General features: G+C 66.9%; 25 protein-coding genes. 11 read left to right on the plus strand and 14 right to left on the minus strand.

The genetic code is table 11. From position 1 onward, the window contains the following. Window positions 1-109 precede the first annotated feature (109 nt). The 3 genes from hpt to ASF98_RS12090 all read right to left on the minus strand — a co-directional run bounded on the left by hpt (window position 110) and on the right by ASF98_RS12090 (window position 2,940). Window positions 110-661 carry a hypoxanthine phosphoribosyltransferase gene (gene hpt / locus ASF98_RS12080; RefSeq protein WP_028270320.1) on the minus strand — a complete coding sequence of 184 codons (552 nt, stop codon included), beginning with the start codon at window positions 659-661 and terminating at the stop codon, window positions 110-112. Window positions 662-690: 29 nt separating this feature from the next. Further along, window positions 691-1,752: a tRNA lysidine(34) synthetase TilS gene (tilS, locus tag ASF98_RS12085; RefSeq protein ID WP_200939343.1), complete on the minus strand. Its 1,062-nt coding sequence runs from the start codon at window positions 1,750-1,752 to the stop codon at window positions 691-693. 69 nt (window positions 1,753-1,821) lie between these two features. After that, window positions 1,822-2,940, minus strand: a complete 1,119-nt coding sequence (locus ASF98_RS12090; protein WP_055801957.1) for a zinc-dependent metalloprotease — start codon at window positions 2,938-2,940, stop codon at window positions 1,822-1,824. 156 nt (window positions 2,941-3,096) lie between these two features. Between ASF98_RS12090 and ASF98_RS12095 the strand changes: the two genes are divergently transcribed. Further along, entirely contained in the window at window positions 3,097-3,282 is a 186-nt protein-coding gene (locus ASF98_RS12095; protein WP_055801960.1) for a hypothetical protein, read from the plus strand. On the opposite strand, the gene dacB is transcribed toward ASF98_RS12095, so the two are convergent. Further along, window positions 3,279-4,751 (minus strand): D-alanyl-D-alanine carboxypeptidase/D-alanyl-D-alanine endopeptidase, encoded by a 1,473-nt coding sequence (dacB, locus tag ASF98_RS12100; protein WP_055801962.1) that lies wholly within the window; start codon window positions 4,749-4,751, stop codon window positions 3,279-3,281. The two genes, ASF98_RS12095 and dacB, sit on opposite strands and share 4 nt — an antisense overlap. Window positions 4,752-4,902: 151 nt before the next feature. On the opposite strand from dacB, the gene ASF98_RS12105 reads away from it, so the two are divergent. The 3 genes from ASF98_RS12105 (at window position 4,903) to ASF98_RS12115 (ending at window position 7,642) form a co-directional block, all read left to right on the plus strand. Next, on the plus strand, window positions 4,903-5,394 hold the full coding sequence (locus tag ASF98_RS12105; protein ID WP_055801965.1) for an inorganic diphosphatase: 492 nt from the start codon (window positions 4,903-4,905) through the stop codon (window positions 5,392-5,394). Between the two features lie 145 nt (window positions 5,395-5,539). Continuing rightward, window positions 5,540-6,880 carry a carboxylesterase family protein gene (locus ASF98_RS12110; RefSeq protein WP_055801967.1) on the plus strand — a complete coding sequence of 447 codons (1,341 nt, stop codon included), beginning with the start codon at window positions 5,540-5,542 and terminating at the stop codon, window positions 6,878-6,880. Between the two features lie 3 nt (window positions 6,881-6,883). Beyond that, window positions 6,884-7,642, plus strand: coding sequence for a DUF429 domain-containing protein (locus ASF98_RS12115; protein ID WP_055801969.1), 759 nt, complete (start codon window positions 6,884-6,886; stop codon window positions 7,640-7,642). Between the two features lie 29 nt (window positions 7,643-7,671). On the opposite strand, the gene ASF98_RS12120 is transcribed toward ASF98_RS12115, so the two are convergent. Then, a complete protein-coding gene (locus ASF98_RS12120; protein WP_055801972.1) occupies window positions 7,672-10,131 on the minus strand; it encodes a phosphoketolase family protein in 2,460 nt (819 codons plus the stop codon). 126 nt (window positions 10,132-10,257) lie between these two features. Between ASF98_RS12120 and ASF98_RS12125 the strand changes: the two genes are divergently transcribed. After that, on the plus strand, window positions 10,258-10,857 hold the full coding sequence (locus ASF98_RS12125; protein ID WP_055801974.1) for a MarR family transcriptional regulator: 600 nt from the start codon (window positions 10,258-10,260) through the stop codon (window positions 10,855-10,857). Between the two features lie 47 nt (window positions 10,858-10,904). Here ASF98_RS12125 and ASF98_RS12130 read toward each other — a convergent pair whose 3' ends face one another. Continuing rightward, window positions 10,905-11,765, minus strand: coding sequence for a Cof-type HAD-IIB family hydrolase (locus ASF98_RS12130; RefSeq protein WP_055801977.1), 861 nt, complete (start codon window positions 11,763-11,765; stop codon window positions 10,905-10,907). A 751-nt stretch (window positions 11,766-12,516) separates the two neighbouring features. Here ASF98_RS12130 and ASF98_RS24805 point away from each other — a divergent pair. Continuing rightward, a complete protein-coding gene (locus ASF98_RS24805) occupies window positions 12,517-13,080 on the plus strand; it encodes an endonuclease domain-containing protein (protein ID WP_235505843.1) in 564 nt (187 codons plus the stop codon). Window positions 13,081-13,108: 28 nt separating this feature from the next. Here ASF98_RS24805 and serS read toward each other — a convergent pair whose 3' ends face one another. Next, the gene (gene serS / locus ASF98_RS12140) at window positions 13,109-14,389 is read right to left on the minus strand and encodes a serine--tRNA ligase (RefSeq protein WP_055801983.1); all 1,281 of its coding nucleotides are present in this window, start codon (window positions 14,387-14,389) and stop codon (window positions 13,109-13,111) included. 77 nt (window positions 14,390-14,466) lie between these two features. Here serS and ASF98_RS12145 point away from each other — a divergent pair, with 77 nt between their 5' ends. Beyond that, complete coding sequence (locus tag ASF98_RS12145) at window positions 14,467-15,561, plus strand: diacylglycerol/lipid kinase family protein (protein ID WP_055801985.1); 1,095 nt, start codon at window positions 14,467-14,469, stop codon at window positions 15,559-15,561. Between the two features lie 36 nt (window positions 15,562-15,597). Here the strand turns inward: ASF98_RS12145 and ASF98_RS12150 are convergent, their stop codons facing one another. From ASF98_RS12150 to ASF98_RS12160, 3 genes are all read right to left on the minus strand, one after another. Continuing rightward, complete coding sequence (locus ASF98_RS12150) at window positions 15,598-15,807, minus strand: hypothetical protein (RefSeq protein WP_055801989.1); 210 nt, start codon at window positions 15,805-15,807, stop codon at window positions 15,598-15,600. Window positions 15,808-15,900: 93 nt separating this feature from the next. After that, window positions 15,901-16,884 carry a prephenate dehydratase gene (pheA, locus tag ASF98_RS12155; protein ID WP_055801992.1) on the minus strand — a complete coding sequence of 328 codons (984 nt, stop codon included), beginning with the start codon at window positions 16,882-16,884 and terminating at the stop codon, window positions 15,901-15,903. Between the two features lie 82 nt (window positions 16,885-16,966). Then, complete coding sequence (locus ASF98_RS12160; protein ID WP_055801996.1) at window positions 16,967-17,293, minus strand: rhodanese-like domain-containing protein; 327 nt, start codon at window positions 17,291-17,293, stop codon at window positions 16,967-16,969. A 115-nt stretch (window positions 17,294-17,408) separates the two neighbouring features. Between ASF98_RS12160 and ASF98_RS12165 the strand changes: the two genes are divergently transcribed. The 3 genes from ASF98_RS12165 (at window position 17,409) to ASF98_RS12175 (ending at window position 21,102) form a co-directional block, all read left to right on the plus strand. Beyond that, entirely contained in the window at window positions 17,409-18,146 is a 738-nt protein-coding gene (locus ASF98_RS12165) for a peptidase E (protein WP_055801999.1), read from the plus strand. Further along, window positions 18,139-19,548: an amidase gene (locus ASF98_RS12170; protein WP_055802003.1), complete on the plus strand. Its 1,410-nt coding sequence runs from the start codon at window positions 18,139-18,141 to the stop codon at window positions 19,546-19,548. The genes ASF98_RS12165 and ASF98_RS12170 overlap by 8 nt, the downstream gene beginning before the upstream one ends. A gap of 84 nt (window positions 19,549-19,632) precedes the next feature. Next, on the plus strand, window positions 19,633-21,102 hold the full coding sequence (locus ASF98_RS12175; protein ID WP_055802005.1) for a peptide MFS transporter: 1,470 nt from the start codon (window positions 19,633-19,635) through the stop codon (window positions 21,100-21,102). A 23-nt stretch (window positions 21,103-21,125) separates the two neighbouring features. Here ASF98_RS12175 and ASF98_RS12180 read toward each other — a convergent pair whose 3' ends face one another. Both ASF98_RS12180 and ASF98_RS12185 read right to left on the minus strand, forming a co-directional pair. Continuing rightward, entirely contained in the window at window positions 21,126-21,518 is a 393-nt protein-coding gene (locus ASF98_RS12180; RefSeq protein ID WP_055802007.1) for a DUF4190 domain-containing protein, read from the minus strand. A 96-nt stretch (window positions 21,519-21,614) separates the two neighbouring features. Further along, window positions 21,615-22,442: a nuclease-related domain-containing protein gene (locus ASF98_RS12185; RefSeq protein WP_055802009.1), complete on the minus strand. Its 828-nt coding sequence runs from the start codon at window positions 22,440-22,442 to the stop codon at window positions 21,615-21,617. A 308-nt stretch (window positions 22,443-22,750) separates the two neighbouring features. Between ASF98_RS12185 and pgm the strand changes: the two genes are divergently transcribed. After that, entirely contained in the window at window positions 22,751-24,400 is a 1,650-nt protein-coding gene (pgm, locus tag ASF98_RS12190; protein WP_055802011.1) for a phosphoglucomutase (alpha-D-glucose-1,6-bisphosphate-dependent), read from the plus strand. On the opposite strand, the gene ASF98_RS12195 is transcribed toward pgm, so the two are convergent. Together ASF98_RS12195 and ASF98_RS12200 are read right to left on the minus strand one after the other, a co-directional pair. Next, window positions 24,390-24,881 (minus strand): 2'-5' RNA ligase family protein, encoded by a 492-nt coding sequence (locus tag ASF98_RS12195; protein ID WP_055802014.1) that lies wholly within the window; start codon window positions 24,879-24,881, stop codon window positions 24,390-24,392. The two genes, pgm and ASF98_RS12195, sit on opposite strands and share 11 nt — an antisense overlap. Before the next feature lie 235 nt (window positions 24,882-25,116). Next, entirely contained in the window at window positions 25,117-25,722 is a 606-nt protein-coding gene (locus ASF98_RS12200; RefSeq protein WP_055802017.1) for a malonic semialdehyde reductase, read from the minus strand. Between the last annotated feature and the right edge of the window lie 98 nt (window positions 25,723-25,820).

The raw sequence follows: 25,820 nt of genomic DNA on the forward strand, positions 1-25,820 counted from the left end.
TCGGAGTGAATCACGCACGGTGTAGGGCAAAAGTTCCCTCTAGGCGTAGCGGTGCATGGCCGCGGCCTTTTCGGGCCCAGCCGGCCGGGAGGGATCCCGGGGAGTGCGCCTACTCGTAGACGTGGGGGGCCAGCGTGCCCACGAAGTCCAGGTTGCGGTATTTCTCGGCGTAGTCCAGGCCGTAGCCCACAACGAATTCGTTGGGGATGTCGTAGCCGACGTACTTGACGTCGATCTGGACCTTCGCGGCCGTGGGCTTGCGGAAGGCGGTGCAGATTTCCACAGAGGCGGTGCCGCGGGATTCCAGGTTGGTCTTGAGCCAGGACAGCGTCAGGCCGGAATCAATGATGTCTTCAACGATCAGCACATCCTTGCCCATCAGGTCCGTGTCGAGGTCCTTCAGGATCCGCACAACACCGGATGACTGGGTCCCGGAACCGTAGGAGGAAACTGCCATCCAGTCCATGGAAACGTGGCTGTGAAGTGCCCGCGCCAGGTCCGCCATGACCATCACCGCGCCCTTCAAAACGCCGACGATGAGGAGCTCCCGGCCCTCGTAGTCCTTGTCGATCTCTGCAGCGAGCTCGGTAATCCGCTGCTGGATCTGATCCTTGGTGTAGAGAACGTGCTTGAGGTCTGCCTGGACGTCGTTTGAATCCACCAATGGCTCCTGTGTAGATGCGGGTGCGACTATTTTTGGGGCGGCTTGTGAAGCCGGAATACTAGCTTCCCACAGCGGGCGGCTTCGCGGGGACCGCCGGTGGCAGCATCATGCGCCCCGGCCGGCTGATTCCGCCCTTCGCCGGCGAGGATCTCCGCCAGCGAAAGTCGGTAGGCACTCACACCGCCGGGAAGTTCCACGGGACCGGCGGAACCCCGCCGGCGCAGGAGCGCTTCCGCGGCGAGCAGCCGCTGGTAGCTCGGTTGCTGGCCCCCGACGGCGGCGGCCGCCTTGGCGATCACCCGGAACCGGATGGCGGGGGCCAGCTTGCCCAACGCCGTTTCGGGAAGACTGATTTCGACGCCGGACCGCTCGGCCAGTTGCTCAAACGTGCTGTTCGCCACGTCGTCGAGGTAGTCGGCGTCCAGCTGCAGGATGGCTGCCGTCCGGGCGAGGGACTCCGCGACGCCGGGACCGAGTTTTTCCTCCAGCATCGGAAGGACCTCCACGCGCGTCCGTGACCGGGCAAAGGACGGGTCGGCATTGCTCGGATCGTGCCACGGCTCCAGGCCTTCGACGGCGCAGATCTCCAGGGTGTCGGCGCGGCGGAGGCCCAGGAAAGGCCGGAGCAGGAGTCCGCGGACCGGCCGCATTCCCGCGAGCGAGCGTGTCCCGGAGCCCCGCGCCAGTCCCAGCAGCACCTGTTCCGCCTGGTCGTCCAAGGTGTGGCCAAGGAGGATCGCGCCGGCACCGGCCAGGGCGGCGGCTTCCTCCAGGGCGGCGTGGCGGGCGTCCCGGGCTGCGGCTTCGGGGCCGATCCCGGTGGACGCGACGTCAACCCGCCGGATGTCCACGGGAGAGAGCCCCAGGTCCCGGAGGACGTCGGCGGTATGGGCGGCGACGCCGGCGGAACCGGGCTGCAGCTGGTGGTCCACGACGACGGCGCCCACCGATACAGGGTGCCCGTCAACATGGCCGCGCCGCCCGAAGTAGGACGCGACAGCGGCGAGGGCCAGGGAATCCGGGCCGCCGCTGCAGGCGACGAGCACCCGGCCGGGGTAGCCGACGTCGGCCAGGGCGTTCTGCAACATTTTGCGCGCCTTGCCGACGACGGGCGACAGCCGGCCGGGACGCCGTCGTCCGGTTGCGGGTTGGGACAACTAGAGCCCCATCCGCTCGAGCCAGAGCTTGGCGTCATGGATTTCCGGCTCCGTGGGCAGGTTCCCGGCGGATTCCCAGACCCGGTTGAAGCCCTCCATGCCGGCGACGTCCACCACGGCGCGGACGAACTTGGCGCCGTCCGTGTACTGGCGCATCTTGGCATCGAGGCCCAGCAGGCTGCGGATGAATTTCTCCACGACGCCGCGGTCCTTGCCGCGGGCGTTGAAGCGTTGCCTGATGGTCTTGACGGACGGGACGATGCTGGAATCCACGGCGTCCATCACCACGTTGGCGTGGCCCTCCAGCAGGCTCATCACGGCAGTCAGGTGCGAGAGGGAGGCTTTTTCCTCAGGGTCCTGCAGCAAGTCCAGGATGGCGCCGCGGCCCGGCGCGGTTCCGGCGGCCGTGCGGTCCTTGAGGGACCGGGCCGCGGCCGATGCGCGCTCGAGGAGGGTGTCGACGTTGCCCAGCAGGTGTTCGCTGAGGTTGTCGATTTCGTTGAGCATGTGGTGGCGGAGCCACGGTGCGGCGGCGAACTGCACCCGGTGGGTCTGTTCGTGCAGGCAGACCCACAGCCGGAAGTCCTCGGGGGCAACGTTGAGTTCGCGCTCCACCTGGACGATGTTCGGCGCCACCAGGAGCAGGCGCCCGGCGGCGGGGGCGGTGGAGTCCTCGGCGAGCGCCGAGAAGGGATCGTACTGGCCCAGGACCTTGCTGGAGAGGAAGGCGAGCACGGCGCCCAGCTGGCTTCCGGTGATGGCTCCGCTCACGGAAGCGGCACCGGGGCTCATGGTTCCGCGGCGGCCTTCGAGCATTTTCTCCATCGCCGGTTTCAGCATGACGGCAAAGCTCTGGGTGTTGGCCTTGGCCCAGGAGGCACGGTCCACCACCAGCACCGACGAATCACGGAGGTCCCGTGCCGCTTCCAGGCCGGTGATGTCGTGGACGTGCGGCACGGAGATATCGGCCATAAGGCGCAGGTTCTCCACGGCCGCACCGATTTCGGCGGACCCCAGCGCCGGGCCGGCGGGAGCCAGGCGCGCGGCAGTTGACGCTGCGAGCTCCCAGTTGATCAGTGCCTGGGCCTGTGCTGATGAATCGCCTGCAGTTGACTCCATAGCGTCCATCAGATCACAGCACCCTGCCGTTACGCCTTAAGTTCGCTGACCGGCGAACGGGTTCAACGCACAGGCAGGGCACAGGATCGGAACAGAGGAACACAAATGTTCCGGGCCAGAGTTGGTACAGAAGTCCACACCGCCAAGGAGAGTCCGATGATTGCGTACCGTCCGATCCCGCCGCTGAGCCTGGGGAAGAGCACCGGCTGGAGGTCCGTCCTGTCCGCCGTGGTGATGGCCGCCCTGCTGGGCACCGCCGCGTTTGGGACCCCCGCGGAAGCGGCACCCAAGGCCGGCGTGAGTTCCGCGGCGATGCCCGAAGTAGGAGATGCTGCCGCCTAGCGGCACCCGCAGGAGGCCAGTGCCGAGGCCGTGCGGTCAAGCGCCGTCCTGTTGCCCGCCGCGCCGGGCTGCAGCCCGTTGCCTATGAAGGAGAACACCAGAAGGCGCCCGTCGGCGTCCACAACGTAGCCGCTCAGGGCAATCACTGAGTTCAGGGTGCCGGTTTTGGCCCGGACCAGCCCTGCGCCGCGCTCCGTCGATGCATCCGTGTACCTGCTGCCCAGGGTTCCGGTCAGGCCGGCCACGGGGAAGCCGCCGATGGCCGCGCGCAGGCTGGGTTCCGTGCCGGAGGTGATGGCCCGGACGATTTCGGCCAGTTGCCCGGCCGACACCTGGTTGCCCAGCGACAGGCCCGAAACGTCGGCCACGCGAAGGCCGTCCGTGGGGATTCCGAGGTCCTGCACCTGTTTGAACACGGTGGCCGTGGCGCCGTCATTGCTGCCGGGTTGTCCCGCGGCGACCGCCGCCAGCCGGCCCAGCACCTCGGCCAGGTAGTTGTCCGAGGTCTGAAGCATCAGGTCCACCTGCTGGCGGAGCGTGGCGGACTGGACCTCGGCCAGCACCTTGCCGGCCTCCGGCGCCTGGCCACGCACGACGCCGGGCGTGACGGACAGCCCGGCGGCGGAGGCCGCCGTCGTGAGCTGGGCGGAGAACGCCTCGGCCGCTGTCATTGCGGCGTCCTGAGGCCGCGGTCCGGTGGTTACGGCGGGGTCGTATCTGGCCGAGTTGAGGGCGAGCGGGAACAGGGGCGCGGTCTCGCCTGCGGCTACATCATCCGGGCTCCACGTGGGGTTCAGCGCCGGACCGGTGAACAGGGAATCGTCCAGCCGTACCTGCACCGGACCCTTGATGCCGCTTTCCTGCAGGGCCTTGACGGTGAGCTGGGCCAGCGTGGCCAGTCCGGCGTGGCCCATCACGGTGTCCGGGGACGACACCCCTGCACCGAGCAGGACGTCGCCGCCGCCGGTGAGAACCACGGACCCCGGCTCAGCCCCGGACACCACCTTGGTGCTGAAGCGCTGGTCCGGCCCGATGGCACGGACAGCGGCGGCGGCCGTCAGGAGCTTCATGTTGGACGCGGGCACGCGGGCTTCCGCACCCCCGCGGTCGAACAGCACCTGCCCGGTGGCGGCGTCCTGCACCACGCCGGTAAAGGACCCGCCGCCGTCGGCCTGCAGTGTGGTGTTGAGCTGGGCGCCGAGCGTGTCCGGCCAGGGCACGGGAGCCGAGTCCTTGAGGGGCGCAATTCCCTGCGGGAGGGAAAGGTCCCGGGGAACCTGCTGCCAGGCGGGAACAGCGGACTCAGTGCTTTCCGGTTCCGGGCCCCGTCCGGTGAAGGCGGGGGCGACCAGCATGGCCGCCGGGACGGCGAGCGCCACAATCAGGATGGTTAGCAGCGCCAGCGGCAGTTGCCGCCTGATGATGGCCGCCCAGGGATGGCTGGCCACGTGGCTCATCATGCGTTTCATGCTGCTGCTGGTCCTTATAGTCCTGAAATGTCCCCACTAGTTCATGAAACCTGGGCCTATCGCTATATCCTCAATAGTAGTCGGCGGCACCGACACTCCTTTTGCTGGTCATTCTGTGTGCCGCGAACACCCTGAAGTCGAGGAGCATTCCATGAAGCATGACGTGACCATCGAGATCCCCAAGGGATCACGCGTCAAGTACGAAGTCGATCACGAGACCGGCCGCGTCCGCCTGGACCGTGTCCTGTTTACGTCCATGCAGTACCCCACCCACTACGGTTTCTTCGAGAACACGCTGGGCGAAGACGGCGACCCGCTGGACGCACTGGTGCTCTTGCAGGACTTCGATCTGCACCCGGGCGTCATCGTTGAAGCCCGCCCCATCGGCGTGTTCAACATGACCGACGACGGCGGCGGGGACGCCAAGGTCCTCTGCGTGCCCACCGACGCCCGCTTCGACCACATCAAAGAGGTCAGCGACGTCAGCGAATACCTGATCAAGGAAATCGAGCACTTCTTCACCCGGTACAAGGACCTGGAGCCGGGTAAGTGGGTCAAGGCTGAAGGCTGGGGCGACCGCGCCGCTGCCGAAGCCGAGCTGGAAGCCTCCATCAAGCGCTACGTTCCGGCAGCCGGCCACTAATTTCCGCCGGCAGGTACGCGTTAGTGCGGCCTGCGACACGGATCCCCGTCCCCCGGACAAATCCCCGCATCATGCGAGGGGGAAAGGTCCGGGAGGCGGGGATTTCTGTTGCCCGGCACCAGTAAATCTGTGGAATCGTTGCCTTGTGACTTCCGTGCCTTCCTTTAATCCCCCGCGCTTTAGTCCTCCGTGCGGGCCGGTCACCGGCTGGCACGACGGCGACGTCGTGCGCGCCACGGGCATCCCGTACGCCACGGCGGGCCGCTTCCAGCCGCCGGCCAGTGCACCTGACTGGACCGAGGTCCGGGCAGCAACTTCGCTCTCCCCCGCGTGCCCGCAGGGCCCGGTGCCGTTCCTCGATGACATCCTCGGAACACGCTACGGTGAGCTCCCCGGCAGCGAGGACTGCCAGCGCCTCTCGATCACCATCCCGGCCGACCTTGCCGACGGCGAGCGCATCCCGGTCATGGTGTGGCTCCACGGCGGGTCCTACACCTCGGGCTCCGGCGACCTGGCCATTTTCGATCCGAAGACCCTGGTCGCCGAGAACCGGGTCATCGTTGTATCGGTGACATACCGCCTGGGCGTGTTCGGATATCTGGCAACCGGTACGGGCCGGCCCGGAAACCTCGGCCTCTTGGACCAGCTTGAGGCGTTCCGCTGGGTGCAGCGCAATATCCGGGCCTTCGGCGGCGATCCGGAACGCGTTACCGCCTTTGGCCAGTCAGCAGGAGGCGACGCCGTCGCCCACCTGATGGCGACCCCGGAGGCCTCCTCGCTGTTCCAGCGCGCCATCATCCAGAGCGCGCCCTTGGGCATCACCCGGGGCCGGGAGAAAATGAGCGCCGCAATGGGTGTCGCAGCGGAACATGTCACCGAAGACACCCCCGCGATGGACGTTGTTGCCATTGAAGGGCGTGTTTCTCAGGTGGCCCGGAAGTTCGGGCTCAAGGCAGCCATGCCCTTCGGCACCCAGTACGGACACGCACCGCTGCCGCCCGAACACGAGATTGAAGCCGCATGGAACTCGGCCGCACCCGGAATCGAGGTCCTGATCGGCCATACTGCCGACGAGGCGCGCATGTTCCTGCCGGGAAACCCCGTCGCCGGCCGCCTGGCCAAAATCCCGGTGGTCGGAACCGCCGCCGTCAACGCAGTCAGCCGGGCCGTGACTGAAGCCGTCTATGGCCGGGCCGCCCGGAAGTTCGCCCGGCGGCACGCCCGGGCGGGAGGAAAAGCGTACAGCTACGTGCTCACCTGGGCCGCGCCCGGGAACTTCTTTGGGGCCGCCCACACCGTTGACCTGCCGCTGCTGTTCGGCAACAAACAGACGTGGGCCACGGCCGGCCTTGTCGCGGGCGCCACCTGGGACGACATCGACGCTCAGGGACGTGCCCTCCGCGCCGTCTGGGCCCGGTTTGCCTCCGGGGAAGGCCTCGACAGCCGGGGAGAACTCCCCGGCACACTCCGCTACCGTGCCGCCTGACCCGTGAAGACACTGGGCGTGGACCTCGCTGCGGCCACCAGGAAGACCGCGGCCGCGGTGCTCGAATGGACCCAAGGTGGTGCGCGGCTGGTCCACCTCTCCCTGGACGTCACCGACGAGGAGATCGTGGAGTTGTTCGGCGCCAGCGACATGACGGGCATCGACTGCCCGGTGGGCTGGCCAGACGCCCTCGTTCCCTTCCTTGCCGGGCACCTGAAGTTCGACGCGCATCCGGTCCTGGACCACGACGGGATTGCGGGCCGCCGGCTGCTGGCCTACCGGGACACCGACAGGTTCGTCACCGGCGCCACCGGCCTCATTCCGCTCAGCGTCTCCGCGGACCGGCTGGCCCATCCTGCGATGCGCTGCGCGGTCATCCAGGCCAAGATCGCGCTGGATTACGGTCCGCAGGCAAGGGACGGCTCCGGCCGGCTGGCGGAGGTCTACCCGGCAGCGTCGCTGAAACTCTGGGGAATCCACGCCCGCGGCTACAAAGGGCGCGGCACCGCGGAGGCGGAGCGACTGGGCCTGATCCTGGACAGCCTGACCTCCGCTGCGCCCTGGCTTGACCTGGCCGGATACCGTGATGCCCTCGAGGCCTCTGACGACATGTTCGACGCCGTCATCGCCTCGCTCACGGCCCGCGCCGTGAGCCTACGCCAGACTCTGATGCCGCCGGGTACCCATGCCGCCGCGGCCCTCAGCGAAGGCTGGATCCATGTGCCCTCCGGCCCGCTGGCTGACCTGCGCAGGACGGGGTAGCCGGCGCCCTGCGGGCTACCCGGTCCGGGCTATCCGCCGAGCGTCCAGTCGCGGATCTCCTCCATGTCCTCGCCGTGGCTGCGCGTGTGGTTGTGGGCCCGGATGCGCTGGTCCTGCAGCGACTGGCGCAGCAGCGAGTGCCGCTCTGCCAGTCCGGGAACCCGGTCGATGGCATCGATGGCCAGCTGGAAGCGGTCAATCCCGTTGAGCATGGCCATGTCGAACGCCGTAGTCGTGGTTCCTTCTTCCTTGTAGCCGCGGACGTGCAGGCCTTCCTGGTTGGTGCGCCGGTAGGCCAGCCGGTGGATCAGGGACGGGTAGCCGTGGTAGGCGAAGATGATCGGCTTGTCCGCCGTGAAGATGCCGTCGAAGTCGCGCGAGCTCAGCCCGTGGGGGTGTTCGCTGGCGTCCTGAAGCCGCATCAGGTCCACCACGTTGACCACCCGGATCTTCAGCCCCGGGGCGCCTTCCTTCAGCAACTCCGCGGCGGCGACGGTCTCAACGGTGGGAACGTCTCCGGCGCAGGCAAGCACCACGTCCGGCTCTTCGCCCGGCACCTCGGATCCGGCGAATTCCCAGATCCCCAGTCCCCGCTGGCAGTGGTGGGCGGCATCGGCCGGTCCCAGCCAGGTGGGTGAGGGCTGCTTTCCGCTGACCACGATGTTGACGTAGTCCCTGGACCCTAGGCAGTGCTCCATCACGGAGAGCAGCGTGTTGGCATCCGGCGGCAGGTAGACCCGGATGACCTCGGCCTTTTTGTTAACGGCGTGGTCGATGAAACCCGGGTCCTGGTGTGAGAAACCGTTGTGGTCCTGCTGCCACACGTGCGAGGACAGGACATAGTTCAGCGATGCCACCGGCTGGCGCCAGGCGAGCTCCCGGTGGACCTTAAGCCACTTGGCGTGCTGGTTGAACATGGAGTCGACGATGTGGATGAAGGCCTCGTAGCAGCTGAACACTCCGTGCCGGCCGGTCAGGAGGTAACCTTCCAGCCAGCCCTGGCAGAGGTGCTCGCTAAGCACCTCCATGACGCGGCCGGCCCGCGCAAGGTGCTCGTCGACGTCGTCGATCCGGTACTGCCAGACTTTGTCGGTGACGTCGTAGACGTCCTGGAGGCGGTTGGACGCGGTCTCATCGGGGCCGAAAAGCCGGAAAGTCTCCGGGTTTTGGGCAACAACGTCCCGCATCCAGCCGCCGAGGGTGATCATGGCGCTGACCCGCTCCACCCCCGGCACGGGCACTTCGACCGCATGCTTGCGGTAGTCCGGCAGTTTGAGGTCGCGCAGCAGGATGCCGCCGTTGGCGTACGGCGTCGCACTCATCCGCAGTTCCCCGGCAGGAGCGTTTTCCGCGACGTCGGGGCGGAGCCGGCCGGCGTCGTCGAACAGCTCGCCCGGCCGGTAGGACTGGAGCCACTGTTCCAGTTGGGCAAGGTGCTCCGGGTTGGTGCGGACCTCGGACAGCGGCACCTGATGGCTCCGCCAGGTGCCCTCCACCTGCTTGCCGTCCACCTGCTTGGGGCCGGTCCAGCCCTTGGGCGAACGCAGCACAATCATGGGCCACTGGGCGGCCCCGGCGTCGTCACCGGCGTCGTCACCAGCGCCCTCTGACGACACGGCGTCGGCGGTGCGGCGCGCCGCCTGGATGGCGCGGATATCGGCCAGGCAGGTTTCCAGGACAGCGGCGAAGTCGCGGTGGGCCCGTTCGACGTCGTCGGGATCCGTCACGGTGACGAAGTACGGTTTGTGGCCGTAGCCGCGCAGCAGCTGTTCCAGCTGTGCCTCGGGCATCCGGGCCAGGATGGTGGGGTTGGCGATCTTGTAGCCGTTCAGGTGCAGGATGGGCAGCACCGCGCCGTCAGCCACGGGGTCCAGGAAGTTGTGCGAGTGCCAGCTGGCCGCGAGCGGACCGGTTTCCGCCTCGCCGTCACCGATCACGACGGCGGTAATCAGCTTCGGATTGTCGAAGACGGACCCGTACGCGTGCGCCAGGGAATACCCGAGTTCGCCGCCTTCGCTGATGGATCCCGGAGTCTCGGGAGCGGCGTGGCTGGGGATGCCGCCCGGGTAGGAGAACTGCCGGAACAGTTCAGCAAGCCCCGGTTCATCGTTGCCCACGTTGCTGTAGATCTCCGAGTAGGTGCCCTCCAGCCACGCGTTGGCCACCACGGCGGGGCCGCCGTGGCCGGGTCCGGCGATGAACAGCATCTCCTGCCGGTCCCGCCTGATGACCCGGTTGAGGTGGGCGTAGACGAAGTTGAGCCCTGGGGTGGTGCCCCAGTGGCCCAGGAGCCTGGACTTGGTATCCTCGGCGCGGAGGGGTTCGCGCAGCAGCGGGTTGGAGCGGAGGTAGATCTGGCCCACGGACAGGTAGTTCGCCGCCCGCCACCAGCGGTCCACGAGCCCGAGTTCGCTGCTGTCCCTTATTTCAGTCCTTGTACCGTGTGTCTTGGTGTCACTGACTGTGTCCCCACTCAGGGCGTCGGCCATGGCGGTCCTCCGTTTCCGTCAATGCCGCCGTCGGCAGCGTCCTCCCCCATCGCAACATCTTCGGGGCACGGGCACAACCTATGCGCGGGTGGGTTGTCCTGCCAACGGGTAGTCTGTCATCCAGAAATGTTCACGCTGACCATCAACCAAACGGACAGCCGGCGCGACGGCGACCGGGTGCCGCAGTTGCTCAAGGACCTGCGGCACATACCGGCGCGCCTTGACTTCGACCGGTCGGTTGAGGACGAGGTCCAGGGCATCGTTGAGTGTCCGCACCAGGCGGTGGAGGCTGCCCTGATCGCCCTTCGCTGCGGCACCTGGTTCGTGGGAATCGGCGTGGGGCCGGTTAATGAACCGCTGCCCAACCAGATCAAGGACGCCACCGGGCACGGACTGATCTACGCCCGCCGCGCGGTCGACCGTCTGCGGAACTGCAAGGAACGCGTCCCCGTTGCGGTTGACGGTCCGTTCGCCGATCTCGCCGCGGAAGCTGAGGCTGTCCTGAAGCTCCTCGGCCACATTGTGCATGACCGCAGCGCGGCAGAGTGGCGTGTCCTGGATTTGCTGACACCCGGCGTGCGGGGCCAGCAAAAGGCTGTGGCCCAGGAGCTTGGCATTACCACCCAAGCCGTCAGCAAGGCCGTGGCAAGGGCCCAGTGGAACGAGGAACACGCGGCCCGCCCGGCCGCGGCACGGCTGCTCCAGCTGATCCTCGAGGTCCGCTGAGCCGCTGCAGAGCGCGCTTTACCTGGCGGCGCCCGGGAAGCAGTTTCCTAGGACAGCAGGCTGCGCAGAACGTGGGCGGCGCCGTCGTCATGGACGGACATGGTGACCTCGTCCGCGGCGGCAACCACTTCGTCGGGAGCCTGGCCCATGGCGACGCCGCGGCCAGCCCAAGTGAGCATCTCGATGTCGTTGCGGCCGTCGCCGATTGCCACCGTGAGGTGCGACTCGATGCTCAGGTGCCCCCGGAGGTGTTCCAGGGCGCTGGCCTTGGTGACGCCTTCCGCGGCAATGTCCAGCCACGCGGTCCAGCCGACGGAATACGTGACGCCGGACAGGCCGATGTGCTTGATGGCCTCGTTGAACTCCTCGGACGTATTTTCGGAGCTAAAGACCACCACGCGCACGGCGGTGGCGTCGAGCATGGTCTGGAAATCCACACCGATGGCCTCCACGCCGAAGCTCGCGTCCTGGAAGCGTTCGGTGGAGAGGAAGTTGCCGTGCTCGTCCTCCAGCGCGTACTTGGCCATGGGAAGCCGCTTGCGGAGGGCGCGGAGCGCCGGACCCGGATCAAACGTGGCCTTGCGGATGACTTCGTAGCCGTCCGGGTGGGCCGGATCCAGCCGGAGCGTCACACCGCCGTTGCAGCACACCGCGTAGCCCGTCTCGATCCCGATCTGCTCGATGATGGGCAGGGTGGCATTCAGGGACCGGCCGGTGGCGATCATGACTTCGTGGCCCGCAGCTACAACCGCCTGGGCCGCTTCACGCACGGGAGCCGACATGTGGCCGTCGTGGTTGACCAGGGTGCCGTCCACGTCCAGGGCCACCATGAGCCTGGTTGGGTTGTTCTTGCCGTTGTTTCGCTGGTCATCGTTGCCAGCGACTGAGGTTTCAGTCAATGTTGTCATTCACCTAGTACAGCAGACGCCCCCGGACAGCCGCTAGGACGCACGCCACAGCCAGTGTTAACTTGTGGTAAACACCCACAGTTTGTCCACACTGTGAGTGTTTGCCTGCGTGTCACCCGACGCCGTGTGCGGGCGCGAAATCCCCGCGGGGCAGTCAACTCCCCGCGGCGTTCCAGGGGGAGTGGCCCACTTCGAGGGGAGTTGCGGGGACTTATCCACATCCGGTCGGGTGCATCTGGCTGCGTCGGGAAGGCCAGCCCAGCATGGGAGCATGGATTCCACTCCCCCAACGCTCATACTTGCCAGCCGAAGGCGTGCCCTCACAGGAAGCAGCCGGAGCCTAAGCCGCGCCTACAACAATGGCGAATTGGTAAGGGTCAGATTCGGCGTCTACTACAACAAGCCGGCCTGGCTCGCGCTCAAAGCTTGGCAACGATATTCGGCCACGATTGCTGCAGTTGCGTGCTGTGACCCGTCGGCGGCCTTCTGTTACCTGACGGCGCTTCGGCTCTGGCGATTGCCCCTCCCCCGGGTGCCGGAGCACATTCACATCGTCACTCAGTCACCCCACAAAGCTGGTCGGCTCCCGCCAACCACCCGGGCTGCCAGGGATCCGAAGACAGGCCTCACCGGGCTGGAGCACACGCGAAGCTACGGAATTTACCGGCATCACTGGGCCGCTGACATCGTAGAACACCGGGGCGTAGCAGTCACTTCGCTCGTCCAGACGGTTGTTGACTGCATCGTCCGAATGGAGCTGCCGGAGGCTGTGGCCGTTACGGATGCGGTGCTGGGAAGCCGCCGCACTACCGGCGAGGGCCTCACCCGGCAGGAATTGCTGGACGAATCGGCCCGACTTCGGTCAGCGGCCAAACGCCGCCGGCTCCTGGAGGTACTCGCGCTGGCCGACGAGGCATCCGAATCCGTCGGTGAATCCCGGAGCAGGGCGCTCATCCACGTCCTTGGGCTCCCCGCGCCCGTCCTGCAACACTGTTTCTACGACGACGATGGCCTCATCGGGCGGACGGATTTCTACTGGCCCGAACAACGCGTCATCGGGGAATTCGACGGCGACGCAAAGTATCTCGACGACGCCCTTCTCGGCGAAAGGAGCACCCGCGAAGCCATTCTGGCCGAGAAGAAACGGGAGGACCGGCTTCGGGCGCTCGGCTACAAAGTTGTCCGCTGGGACTGGAAAACCGCAACCAACGCACGGCTGCTGAGTCGCAAGCTCGCGGCCGCAGGGATCACAGCGCGAAAATCCCCGCCGCGTGGCCAAATCCCCCTGGCGTTACCCGGGGAGTCGACCACGTGACGGGGACTCTTCGTTGGAGAACCCGAAACTACAGGACCGGCAGCACTTCCAGGCCACCGAGGTACTTCTGAAGCGCGCGGGGGACGTTTACGGAGCCGTCCTCGTTCTGGTGGTGCTCAAGGATGGCCACAATCCAGCGCGTGGTGGCCAGCGTGCCGTTGAGGGTGGCGACGGCGCGGGTACCCTTGGGCGCACCGTCCTCGTTCAGCACCCGCTCACGGATGTTCAGGCGGCGGGCCTGGAACGTGGTGCAGTTGGAGGTGGACGTCAGTTCGCGGTAGGCGCCCTGCGTGGGCACCCAGGCTTCGCAGTCGAACTTGCGGGCCGCAGAGTTGCCCAGGTCGCCGGCGGCGGTATCGATCACACGGTACGGCAGCTCGCACTTGGCCAGCATCTCCTCTTCCCATGCGAGCAGGCGCTCGTGCTCGGCAGCTGCCTCTTCCACCGTGGTGTAGATGAACATTTCCACCTTGTTGAACTGGTGGACCCGGATGATTCCGCGGGTGTCCTTGCCGTGTGACCCTGCCTCGCGGCGGTAGCAGGAGCTCTGGCCCGCGTAACGGATGGGGCCGGCGGAGAGGTCCAGGATCTCGTCCGCGTGGTAGCCGGCGAGGGCCACCTCCGAGGTGCCCACCAGGTAGAGGTCGTCCTCGGCGAGGCGGTAGATCTCGGCGTCGTGCTTGACGTCGAATCCGGTGCCCTGCATCGTTTCCGGACGGACCAGCGTGGGGGTGATCATGGGGACGAAACCTGCATCGATGGCCTGTTCCATGGCCATCTGCAGGAGCGCCATCTCCAGCCGGGCGCCGACGCCGCGGAGGAAGTAGAAGCGCGAACCGGATACCTTGGCGCCGCGCTCCATGTCGATGGCGCCGATCAGCTCACCGATTTCCAGGTGGTCCTTCGGCTCGAAATCCGGGAATTCGCGGGGTTCGCCGACGGTCTTGACCACAATGTAGTCGTCCTCGCCGCCTTCCGGAACGCCGTCCACAATCAGGTTGGGGATGGCGCGGAGCAGTTCCTCCTGCTGGGCCTGGGCAACGTCGGCCTCGGCCGAGGCGGCCTTGACCGAGGCGGCCAGGACCTTGACCTCCGCCAGCAGGGCCTGCTTTTCCTCGCCCTTGGCCTGCGCCACCTTCTTGCCGAAGACATTCTGCTCGGCGCGGAGGTTTTCGAAGCGGATCAATGCCGCGCGCCTGGCCGCGTCTGCTGAGATGATCGCATCCACCACGGATTCGTCGGCGCCGCGGGCGCGCTGGCTGGCACGGAACTTGTCCGGATTTTCGCTGAGGTCTTTTACGTCGATCACCAGACAAGAGTATCGAATCCGCCCGGGATGGCACGGTGGGCCGTGCGGAGGTCCGTGCGGGATAGTGTTGGAGCACCATGAACGATTGGCTGCTCTACCTCATCATTGCTGCGGCCCTGGCTTTCGCGGTCTCCAGCTGGTGGGGCGTCCGGAGGCTCAAGGCGCTGCACACACGGAGTGCGGTCCAAGAGGACACGTACCATCCGGGCCTGGTGCAGCAGAAGGTGGCCGTGGTGATGAACCCGGTCAAGGCCAAATCGGCCGAAGCCCGCGCCCTCATCCAGCGCGCCTGCCTGTCGGCCGGCTGGGACGCTCCCGTCTTTTTCGAAACAACCTCAGAAGACCCCGGATATTCGCAGGCCGACGCGGCACTCAAAAGCGGGGCCGACGTCGTCCTTGTGGGCGGCGGGGACGGCACGGTACGCGCTGTGGCCGAGAAGCTGGCCCACACGAACGTGCCGATGGGCATCATCCCGCTCGGCACCGGAAACCTGCTGGCCAGGAACATCCACCTGGACGTCAACGACCTCCACGGCAGCATCCAGACGGCGCTCTTCGGACACCAGCGGCATATCGACACGGCGCGCATGGCCATCCGCAATTCGCGGACGGGCGCCTCGTCGGAGCATGTGTTCCTGGTGATTGCCGGCATGGGCATGGACGCCGAAGTCGTCGGGGACACCAACGACGGGCTGAAGAAGGCAGTGGGCTGGCTGGCCTACACCGAGGCCGGAGTCAGGCACCTGCCCGGTCGGCGGAAGAAGGTCTCCATTGCCCTGGACGACCAGCCGGAACAGTCCCGGAAGATCCGCAGCGTGCTGTTCGCCAACTGCGGCCTGATTCCGGGTGGCATCGACTTCATCCCGCAGGCGATGATCGACGACGGCATGCTGGATGTGGTGGTGATGAGCCCGCGCAGCGCCATCGGGTGGATTGCGATGTACACAAAGATTATGTTCAAGCACAAGAGGAACTTGCCGGTGATGAGCTACTACCGCTCCGGCAAGATCGTGATCAAATGTGCGGAGCCAGTTGCCACGCAGGTCGACGGCGATCCCTCCGGCGAAGCGACAGACGTTACCGTCCAGGTGGCGCCGGGATCACTGTTGGTGCGGGTTACGGAAAGCAAGGGCGGCGAACCGTCCGCAGGGGAAGCTTCCACCCCGCAGTAGGCCTCCGGAAGGACGCTTCCTGCGGGGACGCCGGAATCAGGCGCTGGCCTTCTTCTCCTCCGCCTCGGCTGCGGCCTTTGCCGCCGCGCGGGCTTCGGACTGTTCGCGGATCATGGCTTGCTCCTCTTCGAAGCGCAGGCGATCCGCCCTGTCTGCATCGTCGCCGTCCCAGTCCTGGTTTTCGGCAGTCGGCTTGGGATTGACAATCATTCCCTGGCCGTCATTGTCGCTGCTGGTTCCTGACATTGACCCGCTCCTTCCGGTAGAGGTCTTCCCCAATGGATCAGGCAAGCATACGCACTGCTGTGCGGGCGGGGAAGTACCCCGAGGGGCATTTGCCTAAGCTGTGGGCGAACCTTGCGGGGCATGGACGGGAGCGACCGATGCCCCTCGGAGTATCCCTGCCACCCATTCATGTGCGGCCTGGAATGCTTGGTCGGAGGTGTGCGGTGCCACGTCCGGGCTCTGCGCATCGGCCCGCGGGTAGGAGCCGAGGAATCGTGTGGCCGGGCTGATCCGGTGCAAACCGGCCAGGGCGTCGGCAACGCGGGCGTCCTCCACATGGCCGTCGGCGTCGATGCTGAAGAAATAGTGACCGAGGTACTGGCCGGTGGGGCGCGACTCGATGCGGCTAAGGTTCACCCCGCGGGTGGCGAATTGGTCCAGGATCTCCATCAGGGCACCCGGCCGGTCCTCCGGCAGCGGTACTACCACCGTCGTCTTGTCAGCGCCGGTGCGGTGGGGAAGTGCCCCGGGCCGGCTGACCAGGACAAAGCGCGTCACGGCGCCGGGGTTGTCGCCGATGTTCTCCGCGAGCACATGCAGCCCGGGCTGCTCGGTGGCCACGATCGGGGCGCAGATGGCGGCGTCGTAGTGGACCCCGTCCTCGTCCAGCAGCCCCATTGCCCCCGCGGCCGTTGAGGATGCTGGAATGTATTCCACATTCGGCATGTTCGCTTCAACCCAGAGCCTGCACTGGGCCCAGGCGTGTCCGTGGGTGGATATCCGGCGGATATCCCGGATTTCCACGCCGGGGCGGGCCACCAGGACAAAGCTGATGGGCACCAAAGCCTCGCGGACGATCCTCAGCTCTTGGCCGGACGCGATGGCATCCAGGGTAGCCGTGACGCCGCCCTCCACGGAATTTTCGATGGGCACCATGGCGGCATCGGCTGATCCGTCACGGACCTTGTCCAGCGCAGTGTTCACATTGGAGGAGGGAATGCGGACGGCCTCGACGGCGCCCGGCACCTGCATCAGTGCCGCCTCAGTGAACGTCCCCTCCGGGCCGAGGAAGGTGTAGGTGACGGGCGACGCGGGCATGGACTGTCCTTCTCGATAATCTAAGCGCCGCCCGGCGGGCGGCCTGGCGGCAACTGCGGTGCCGCAGGTACTGGCAGAAGCGCTAGAGGATGACCGGCTTGAGGCCGTTGTCCGAAACGAGCGGCAGGCCCGATTCAAGCCATTGGTCCATTCCGCCGGCCACGTTGATGGCGGTATAGCCCTGCCCCACGAGCCATTTGGCAGCCCGCAACGAGCGGCCGCCTGTGCGGCAAATAACGTACAGGTCCTCGTCCGGATCCAGTTCTCCGAGCCGGCCCGGCAGCTGGTCCAGCGGTATGTGCAGGGCACCTTCGGCGTGCCCGGCCGACCACTCGTAGTCCTCCCGCACATCAAGGATCTTGGCGTCGGCGGGAACGTCGGTCACGGTCACGGTTTCGAAGTCGCTCATGGAAATCCTCTCCGGAAAATGAAGGTCTGCCTCCAGCGTAGCCGCCGCCGGAGGCAGGCACCCCGAATCCGGAGCACGTTACGCTTCAAGGTGACCGCAAAGGAGGGAATCGTCGATGACAGCCCAACAGCCAACCATCCTGGCAACGTCCGGCGGATATAAAGCCGGCCGGCGTTCACGGCTGGAGTTTGACGCCCTGCTGCACCACGCCGTCGAACTTTCCGGCGTCACGGGGCGCGCCCCCCGCGTGACGCATATCGGCACTGCCGCCGGCGACCAGCGCTGGTTCAATGCGGAGCTGGACCAGGCCGCGAAGATCGCCGGCTTCGATTTCAGCCACCTCAACCTGTTCACCATGCCCAGCATCGACGATCCGGAAGCGCACCTCATGGAGCAGGACGTGGTGTGGGTCAACGGCGGGTCGGTGGTGAACCTGCTGGCCGTGTGGCGGGCGCACGGCCTCGACGGGATCCTGCGGCGCGTGTGGGAAGGCGGCGTGGTCCTCGCCGGCGTCTCGGCCGGGTCCATCTGCTGGTACCAGGGCGGCACCACGGATTCGTTCGGACCGCAGCTGCGCCCGGTGACCAACGCGCTCGGCTTCCTGCCCTACGCCAACGGTGTCCACTACGACTCCGAGGACCAGCGCCGCCCGCTGGTGCACCGGCTGGTGGCCGACGGCACACTCGGCGAAACCCACTGCACGGACGACGGCGCGGGGCTGGTTTACTTCGGCACGGACCTTGTGGACGTGGTCACCGAAGTGCAAGGCAAGGCGGCGTACCGCGTCACCCGTCAGGCCGACGGCGGGACAGCCACCGCTGAAGAGCGGCTGGAGGCCCGTTTCCTTGGCTGAGATCCACGAGCTCTCCGCGGTGGGGCTCCGCGACGCGCTGCGCTCGGGCGTGCTCTCCGCCCGGGAGGTGACGGAGCATTTCCTGGCCCGGATAGCGGCGCGGAATCCCGGCCTCGGCGCCTTCATCACGGTGACCGGGGAACAGGCACTGGCCGACGCCGCCCGTGCCGACGCCCTCTACGCAGAGTCGCCCGGGCAACTTCCGCTGCTGCATGGCATGCCGATGGCCTTCAAGGACCTCACAGATGTGGCGGGCGTGGTGACCACCCACGGCAGCGCGGCCCTGGAGCACAAGCCAGCCCCCGCGGACGGCGCACTCGCGGCGACGTTGAAGGGCGCCGGCGCCATCTCGCTGGGCAAGACCCAGGTTCCGGAGTTCGGCCTGACGGCCTACAGCGAAAACCTGATCGCGCCGCCGTCGCGCAATCCGCATGCGCTGAGCCGCAGCTCGGGCGGATCCTCGGGCGGCAGCGCCGCCGCGGTCGCCGCCGGTCTTGTGCCGTTCGCTCCGGGGTCCGACGGCGGCGGTTCCGTCCGGATCCCGGCGGCCGCCTGCGGACTGGTGGGCCTGAAACCGGGGCGCGGACTCGTCCCGGCCGGTGAAAGCACCGGCGATCCGGCTCGGCTGGTGGTGGCCGGGCCGCTGGCCCGTTCAGCCGGGGATGCCGCCCTGATGCTGGACGCCATGGTGGCAGACGGCGCCGGCCGGTACCTCGAGTCCCTGACGCGGGCGCCGGGGCGGCTGCGGATCGGCGTGAGCCTGGATAGCCCCTGGCAGGCCATTTTTCCGTTTACGCCGGACTCGGAAGCAATGGATGCCCTCAACGAGGGCGTCCGCCTGCTCGAAGCAGCGGGCCATTCCACGGCCGAAGCCGCCGTCGGGTACGACAACCGCTACCCGGACGCGTTCACCACGGCGTGGACGGCCGGCGTCGGGAACGCCCGGATTGCACCGCAGCGCGAAGCCTTGCTGACCCCGCTCACCCGCACATTCCGCCGGCGCGCACAGCAGCGGAGTGCGTCAAAACTTAATGAGGCGCTGGGCTTCCTGCGGCAGTTTGAGCGGGACACCGTGTCCCAGTACTCCCGGTGGGACCTCATGCTGATGCCGGCACTGGCCCAGACACCCCGGCCCGTGGGCTGGTTCACTGGGGCTTCCCACGGCGACGGTTACTGGCCAGCCTCGGAATGGGCCGGCGACGCCGACGGCGACTACCGGAAGCAATGCGAATACGCGCCGTGGTCCAGCATGGTGAATGTGTGCGGACTGCCCGCCATCAGCATTCCCGTGCACTGGACCGGCGGCTCAGCCGGTGCCGGTCTGCCCATGGGTATCCAGCTGGTGGGGCCCACGGGATCCGAGGAACTGCTGCTGCAGGTGGCGGCCCAGATCGGGTTCTAGATGGGGCGTCCACCCAGCGTGTCCGCCTTGCTTCCTCGCGCCGCGAATGTGACAATCCCGCCCTCCGGTGTCACCCTTAAGTAAATGAGCACTACTCATTTAACTGATCGTCCCGCTACAACGCCGGGCGATACGTCATTTCTTGGCCACCCAAAGATGCTGGCCAGCCTCTTCTCCGTAGAGATGTGGGAGCGGTTCTCCTTCTACGGCATGCAGGGCATCCTCCTCTACTACATGTACTTCACGGCTGCGCAGGGCGGCCTCGAAATTGAGCAGGGCCTGGCTGCCAGCCTGGTCGGAGCCTACGGCGGCGGAGTCTATCTCTCCACCATTCTGGGCGCCTGGCTGGCCGACCGGCTCTTCGGTTCGGAACGGGTCCTGTTCGGCTCGGCCGTCCTGATCATGGCCGGCCACATCGCCCTGGCGCTCGTGCCCGGAATTCCAGGCCTCATCGCCGGCCTGGTGCTGGTGGGCGTCGGCTCCGGCGGTTTGAAAGCCAACGCCACCGCGCTGGTGGGCACCCTGTACGAGGAGAAGGACGAACGCCGCGACGCCGGCTTCTCCATCTTCTACATGGGTATCAACGCCGGCGCGCTGATCGGCCCGCTGGTGACCGGCTGGCTGCAGGAAAGCCAGGGGTTCCACTGGGGCTTCGGCGCCGCCGCCGTCGGCATGGCCCTTGGCCTGGGCATCTACGCCATGGGACGCCGGAGGCTTCCCGACGAAGCCCATCACGTGCCCAATCCGCTGCCGGCTGCCCAGCGCACCAGGTACGGCCTGATCTTCGTGGGCATCGCCGTCGTGGTGGCGGTCCTCCTGGCCACCGGCACCGTCAATGCCGAAAACCTGGCCATGTCCATGGCCTACGCGGCAATCGCGGCCTCCGTGCTCTACTTCGCCCTGATCTTCAGCAGCAGCAAGGTCAACGGCACCGAACGCAAGCGGGTGGTGGCCTTCATCCCGCTGTACATCGCTTCCGCGGCGTTCTGGGCTCTCTTCCAGCAGCAGTTCACGTTCATTGCCGTGTACTCGGAAGAAAAGCTGGACCGGAACCTGTTCGGCTGGGAAATGCCGGCCGCCTGGGTGCAGTCCATCAACCCGGTGTTCATCATCATTTTCGCCGGCGTCATGGCGGCACTGTGGACTCGCCTCGGCCAGAAGCAGCCCGGCTCGGCCGTGAAATTCTCCATCGGTTTGTTCGTGATGGGCCTGGCCTTCCTGGCCTTCATCCCGCTGGCCGGCGACGGGAAAACGCCCCTCCTGGCCCTCGTGGGCATCCTGTTCCTGTTCACCCTGGCGGAGCTCTTCCTCTCCCCCATCGGCCTGTCGGTGACCACCAAGCTGGCGCCCCAGGCCTTCCACACCCAGATGGTGGCCTTGTTCTTCCTGTCGGTCTCGCTGGGCACCACCCTGGCCGGCATCCTGTCCGGGCTGTACAACCCGGCCGACGAACTGCCGTACTTCATCGGCATCGGCGGCACAGCCATGGTGCTGGCCGTCGGCCTTGCGGCGGCCTCGCCGGCCATCAAAAAGGTAATGGGCGGCGTACGCTGACCCGCTGAGTTGCCCGGCCCGGTTTAGTAGCCGTACCCAGCGCTGGCCGCAGCGAAAATCGCCGCCACGGCGAACGTGAGCACAATCGCGGTCAACGCCAGGCCGAGGTAGCCAAGGACCAGTCCGGCGATGGCGAGTCCCCGCCCGGCGGGTTCCCGGAGCAGGGCCAGGTGGCCCAGCACCACGGCCGCAATCTGCGGCAGGATGATGAGACCCAGGCCAAGGAAGACGGCGATGCCGCAGCACAGGCTGGCGATACTCAGGCCCTTGGGCTCGGGTGGCATGCCGTAGTAGGACGGCTGCCCGTAGACGGCGCCGTAGGGTCCGGCCGGCTGTGACCCTTGCGGTGGAATGTACGACGGCGGGGGGTAGCCCTGTGGCATCCCCTCGTCGCCGGGGGCAGGCTGGTTCGACATGGGAATTCCCCTTTTGAAAGGCTAGAACCAGCCTACCAACGCACGGACCGGAGGTGCGCGGCCGTGATACACCCGTGATACGCCAGCGGGCAGGACCTACAGGTTCCAGAGCGGCGCAGAAAGTGCGAACGCCACGATCCCCAGGACCAGCAGGCTCCATAAACCGGCTACCAGCCAGCCTCTGTGGGGCTGGCTTCCCACGGACCGGCTTCCCATGTGCGGGGGACCCGCGACGGACCGGTATCCGGTGCGGGCCGGAACCGGCGCCGGATAGGCGCCCTGATACTGGCGAACCGGGGGATAACGGCCCGCGCTCCCGCGGACGTCCGATGCTGCGGGCGACTGAGGCTGCGTCAGTTGCTGTCCCAGTTGGGAGTAGATTCCAACCACCGTTTGCGAATCCAGCACTGCCGGGAGGGCCGCCACCCGCGCAACCACGCGGTTGATGCCCAGCACCTCGACCCCGGAACCTGTCACCTCTACAAGGTCGGGCTGGCCGGTCAGGCAGATGATCGAGCGGACCAGGTGCCGGTGCGGCGCGTCGAGCAGGGCAGCCACGGCGGCAGCCTGCCCCAGGGAGCCGTCCACGGCGGGGTTCCGGGAGTAGCCGTTCTGCCTCAGGACGCCTGCCCTGACCTCAACGGCGCCTGACCAGTTCTTGGCATCCACCACAACTATTCCGCCCGGCCCCACCAGAACGTGGTCGAGGTTGGCCAGCGGCCGTCCGGGCCAGTGCACGTCGTGCAGCAGGAACCAGCCGTGCGGGGTCAGCTGGCCGAGCCGGGTGGCGGTGCGGCGCTCTCCGTCCGCACCGGAACCCCACGATTCCGCAGCGTGTTCGGCATGCTCCAGCTGGCGCTTCAGCCGCGCAATCCGCTCGGCAGCCAGCCGGGCCTGGTCCGACGCTTCGTCGCCTGCCGCCATTGGCTGTCCTCCCTTTGATTCGCCGCACCCTGGATCATCCCGACCTGGATCAATCCATCCAGGATTCACCGCAACGCTGACGGCGGCGGAGAGCCCGCCGTCGTAATTTGTTTAGAAATTAGCAGCCGCGGGACAGCCGGTATATAGGTACTTTTGGCGCCACTACTCGCTTTTCAGCGGCCAATTACTGCCCCTCAATAAATGCAAAGGGAATGAATTTGGTAAATGCCGGATGAAATTCGGCGTCACAGGGGCCGGATTCCGGACAAACCGTGTTGCGTCCCGCCGTCGTCTGGCATGCTGGTGCCATGGCTAGCCGCGCGGGCACAGTTGCCCAACCCCAAGACCTTGTTGACCTCACTGCGCTCCTGGATGCGTACTACGATGTTTCTCCCGATCTAAGCGACCCGGGCCAGCGCGTTGCGTTCGGCACGTCCGGGCACCGGGGATCCAGCCTGAAGGCATCCTTTAACGAAGGCCATATTGTGGCCATCACTCAGGCGATCGTGGAATACCGCGCCGGGCAGGGCATTACCGGCCCGCTGTATATGGCAAAAGACACCCATGGCCTCAGCGAACCGGCGCAGAACTCGGCTCTGGAGGTGCTGGCGGCCAACGGCGTGAACGTCCTGATCGACGCCCGTCACGGCTACACGCCCACTCCGGCGCTGAGCCACGCCATCCTCACGCACAACCGGAACGCCCCCGCCGGCGCACCGCAGGCTGACGGCATCGTGGTCACCCCCAGCCACAACCCGCCCGGTGACGGCGGGTTCAAGTACAACCCGCCGCACGGCGGCCCCGCGGACACGGACGCCACCGGCTGGATCGCCAACCGCGCCAACGAACTCCTTGAAAACGGACTCCGCGGCGTCAAGCGCATCCCGGTGGCCGATGCACTGGCCGCCGAGACGACCGGCAAGTTCGACTTCCTCAGCAGCTACGTGGACGACCTGCCGTCCGTGCTGGACCTGAACGCCATCCGCGACTCCGGCGTCCGGATCGGCGCCGACCCCATGGGCGGCGCCTCGGTGGACTACTGGGGCGAGATCGGCGAGCGCCACCACCTGAACCTCACCGTGGTGAACCCCACCGTCGACCCGCAGTGGGCCTTCATGACCCTGGACTGGGACGAGAAGATCCGGATGGACTGCTCCTCCCCGTCGGCCATGGCCTCGCTGATCAACCGCATGTCCAGCGGCGCTAACTTTGACGTCGCCACCGGCAACGACGCCGACGCCGACCGCCACGGCATCGTTACGCCGGACGGCGGGCTGATGAACCCGAACCATTACCTCGCCGTGGCCATCGACTACCTCTACCGGCACCGCACCGGCTGGAACCCGGAGTCGGTAATCGGCAAGACCCTGGTTTCCTCGTCCATCATCGATCGCGTGGCCGAAAGCCTGGGCAGGAAGCTCGTCGAGGTGCCCGTGGGCTTCAAATGGTTCGTTCCCGGGCTGCTGTCCGGCGAGGGCGCGTTCGGCGGCGAGGAATCCGCCGGCGCTTCGTTCAACAAGATGGACGGCAGCGTGTGGACCACCGACAAGGACGGCATCCTGCTGGCGCTGCTGGCTTCGGAAATCACCGCCGTCACGGGCAAGTCGCCGTCGCAGCTGTACAAGGGCCTCACCGACCAGTTCGGCGATCCCGTCTATGCCCGGATCGATGCCGCCGCCACGCGCGAGCAGAAGGCCGCCCTCGGCAAGCTGTCGCCGTCGGACGTCACCGCCACCGAGCTCGCCGGCGAAACGATCACGGCCAAGCTTACTGAGGCTCCCGGCAACGGCGCCTCAATCGGCGGCCTGAAGGTGGTCACCGAGAACGCCTGGTTCGCCGCCCGCCCGTCCGGCACCGAGGACGTCTACAAGATCTACGCCGAGTCGTTCAAGGGCGCCGACCACCTCAAGCAGGTCCAGGCCGAAGCCAAGGCCTTGGTTGACGGGGTTATTTCGTAAGTTCCCACAGGTGGAGGATGCGCCGGACGGAATGGTTTCCGTCCGGCGCCATGTCCACGAGGGCCACGCGGTCCAGCACGACGGCGTCTCCCGGGCGGGTGCGCTTGTCACCGTGGTGTGACACGTGCGGACGATAGTTCGCCAGGGTGTGGTCCGGCGTGGGCACCCTGCCGGGCAGCCCCGCCACGACCCCAACCAGTGACTCGTGAAGTTCCTGGAGCGGTTGGCTGGGCTCCACGAGGCTGACCGGGATGGACTCCCGCCGGCCGAAGCCGGCGTCCGCACCGATGCTCAGCCGGGCGCCTAGGGCCGCCCGTACGGGCTGGTCGATAAGTGCGGCGATCCGTTCGGTGAGGTCCTCGCCCAACGTCGGGTCGACGTCGAACTTGACCAGGGTGATGTGCAGGGGCCAGTCGTCGCGGGGAAAAACGAGCCCGTCAGTGACGGGCTCGGTGAAGGCCACCAGAATCAGGTTCCGCATAGGGCCAGTGTGCCACTGCGCAGGGCCGGCTGTGCCCGTCCGAGCGCGGACGGGCACAGTAGCCAGCGTGGCGATTTCGACTAAAATGGGAAGTGGCCCAGGACACATGCCGTGCATTCAACTGCAAAAATGTGTCTAGAGTGCCTCCGGCGTGTCCCCCATCGTGCCGGGGGCCTCTCTGCGTGCCACGGCGCGTCTTCGTGTCCGGCGCGCTGCACCCGGGGACGGTACGGACCTAGACGGTGCGGACTACATCCTCGTAGGCGAACTTCGGCTTGGCTTCGCCCCAGGCGTCGGGCCCGGGCTGGCCGATGTTGACCACCAGGAAGCTCTTCTGGTCCCCGGCCGGGAAGAACGCCGCATCAATGGCGGAGAAATCGGCACCGGTCATGGGGCCGGCAGCCAAACCGAGCGAGCGGACCGCCAGGATGAAGTAACCGGCCTGCAGGTGGGCGTTGTTGTTGCCCGTGCTGGCGGCGAGATCCGGGGAGGCGTCGTACATCGCTTTGGGGGCGTTGTAGCCGGGGAGGAAGTTGTCCCACTGTCCGGCCCAGTCGGTGTCGTAGCTGAGGATGGCGACGAGCGGCGCGGACGCCGTCTTGGCCTTGTTGCCGTTGGCCAGGGTGTCCACGAGCTGTGCGCGGGCCTCGTCGGAGCGGACGTAGGTCACGCGCAGCGGCTGGGAATTGAACGCCGTCGGGCCGAACTTGGTCAGCTCGTAGATGGCGCGGGCCTGCTCATCCGTGACCTCTCCGGTGAATGCGTTGGCCGTACGGGCTTCGGCGAAAATCGCGTCCACTGCGGCTGCGTCGATCACTGCTTCTTCATGGGCAATTGTCATCTGCATACCTTTCGCTGGGCCTGCTCACCCGGAGGCGGCCGGCGGTTCTGCTATCTATAGTTGCAACTTCAAGCGAATCGTTCCTCTTCCCGTGACCC

This window comes from Arthrobacter sp. Leaf337 (assembly GCF_001423745.1).
Taxonomy (GTDB): domain Bacteria; phylum Actinomycetota; class Actinomycetes; order Actinomycetales; family Micrococcaceae; genus Arthrobacter.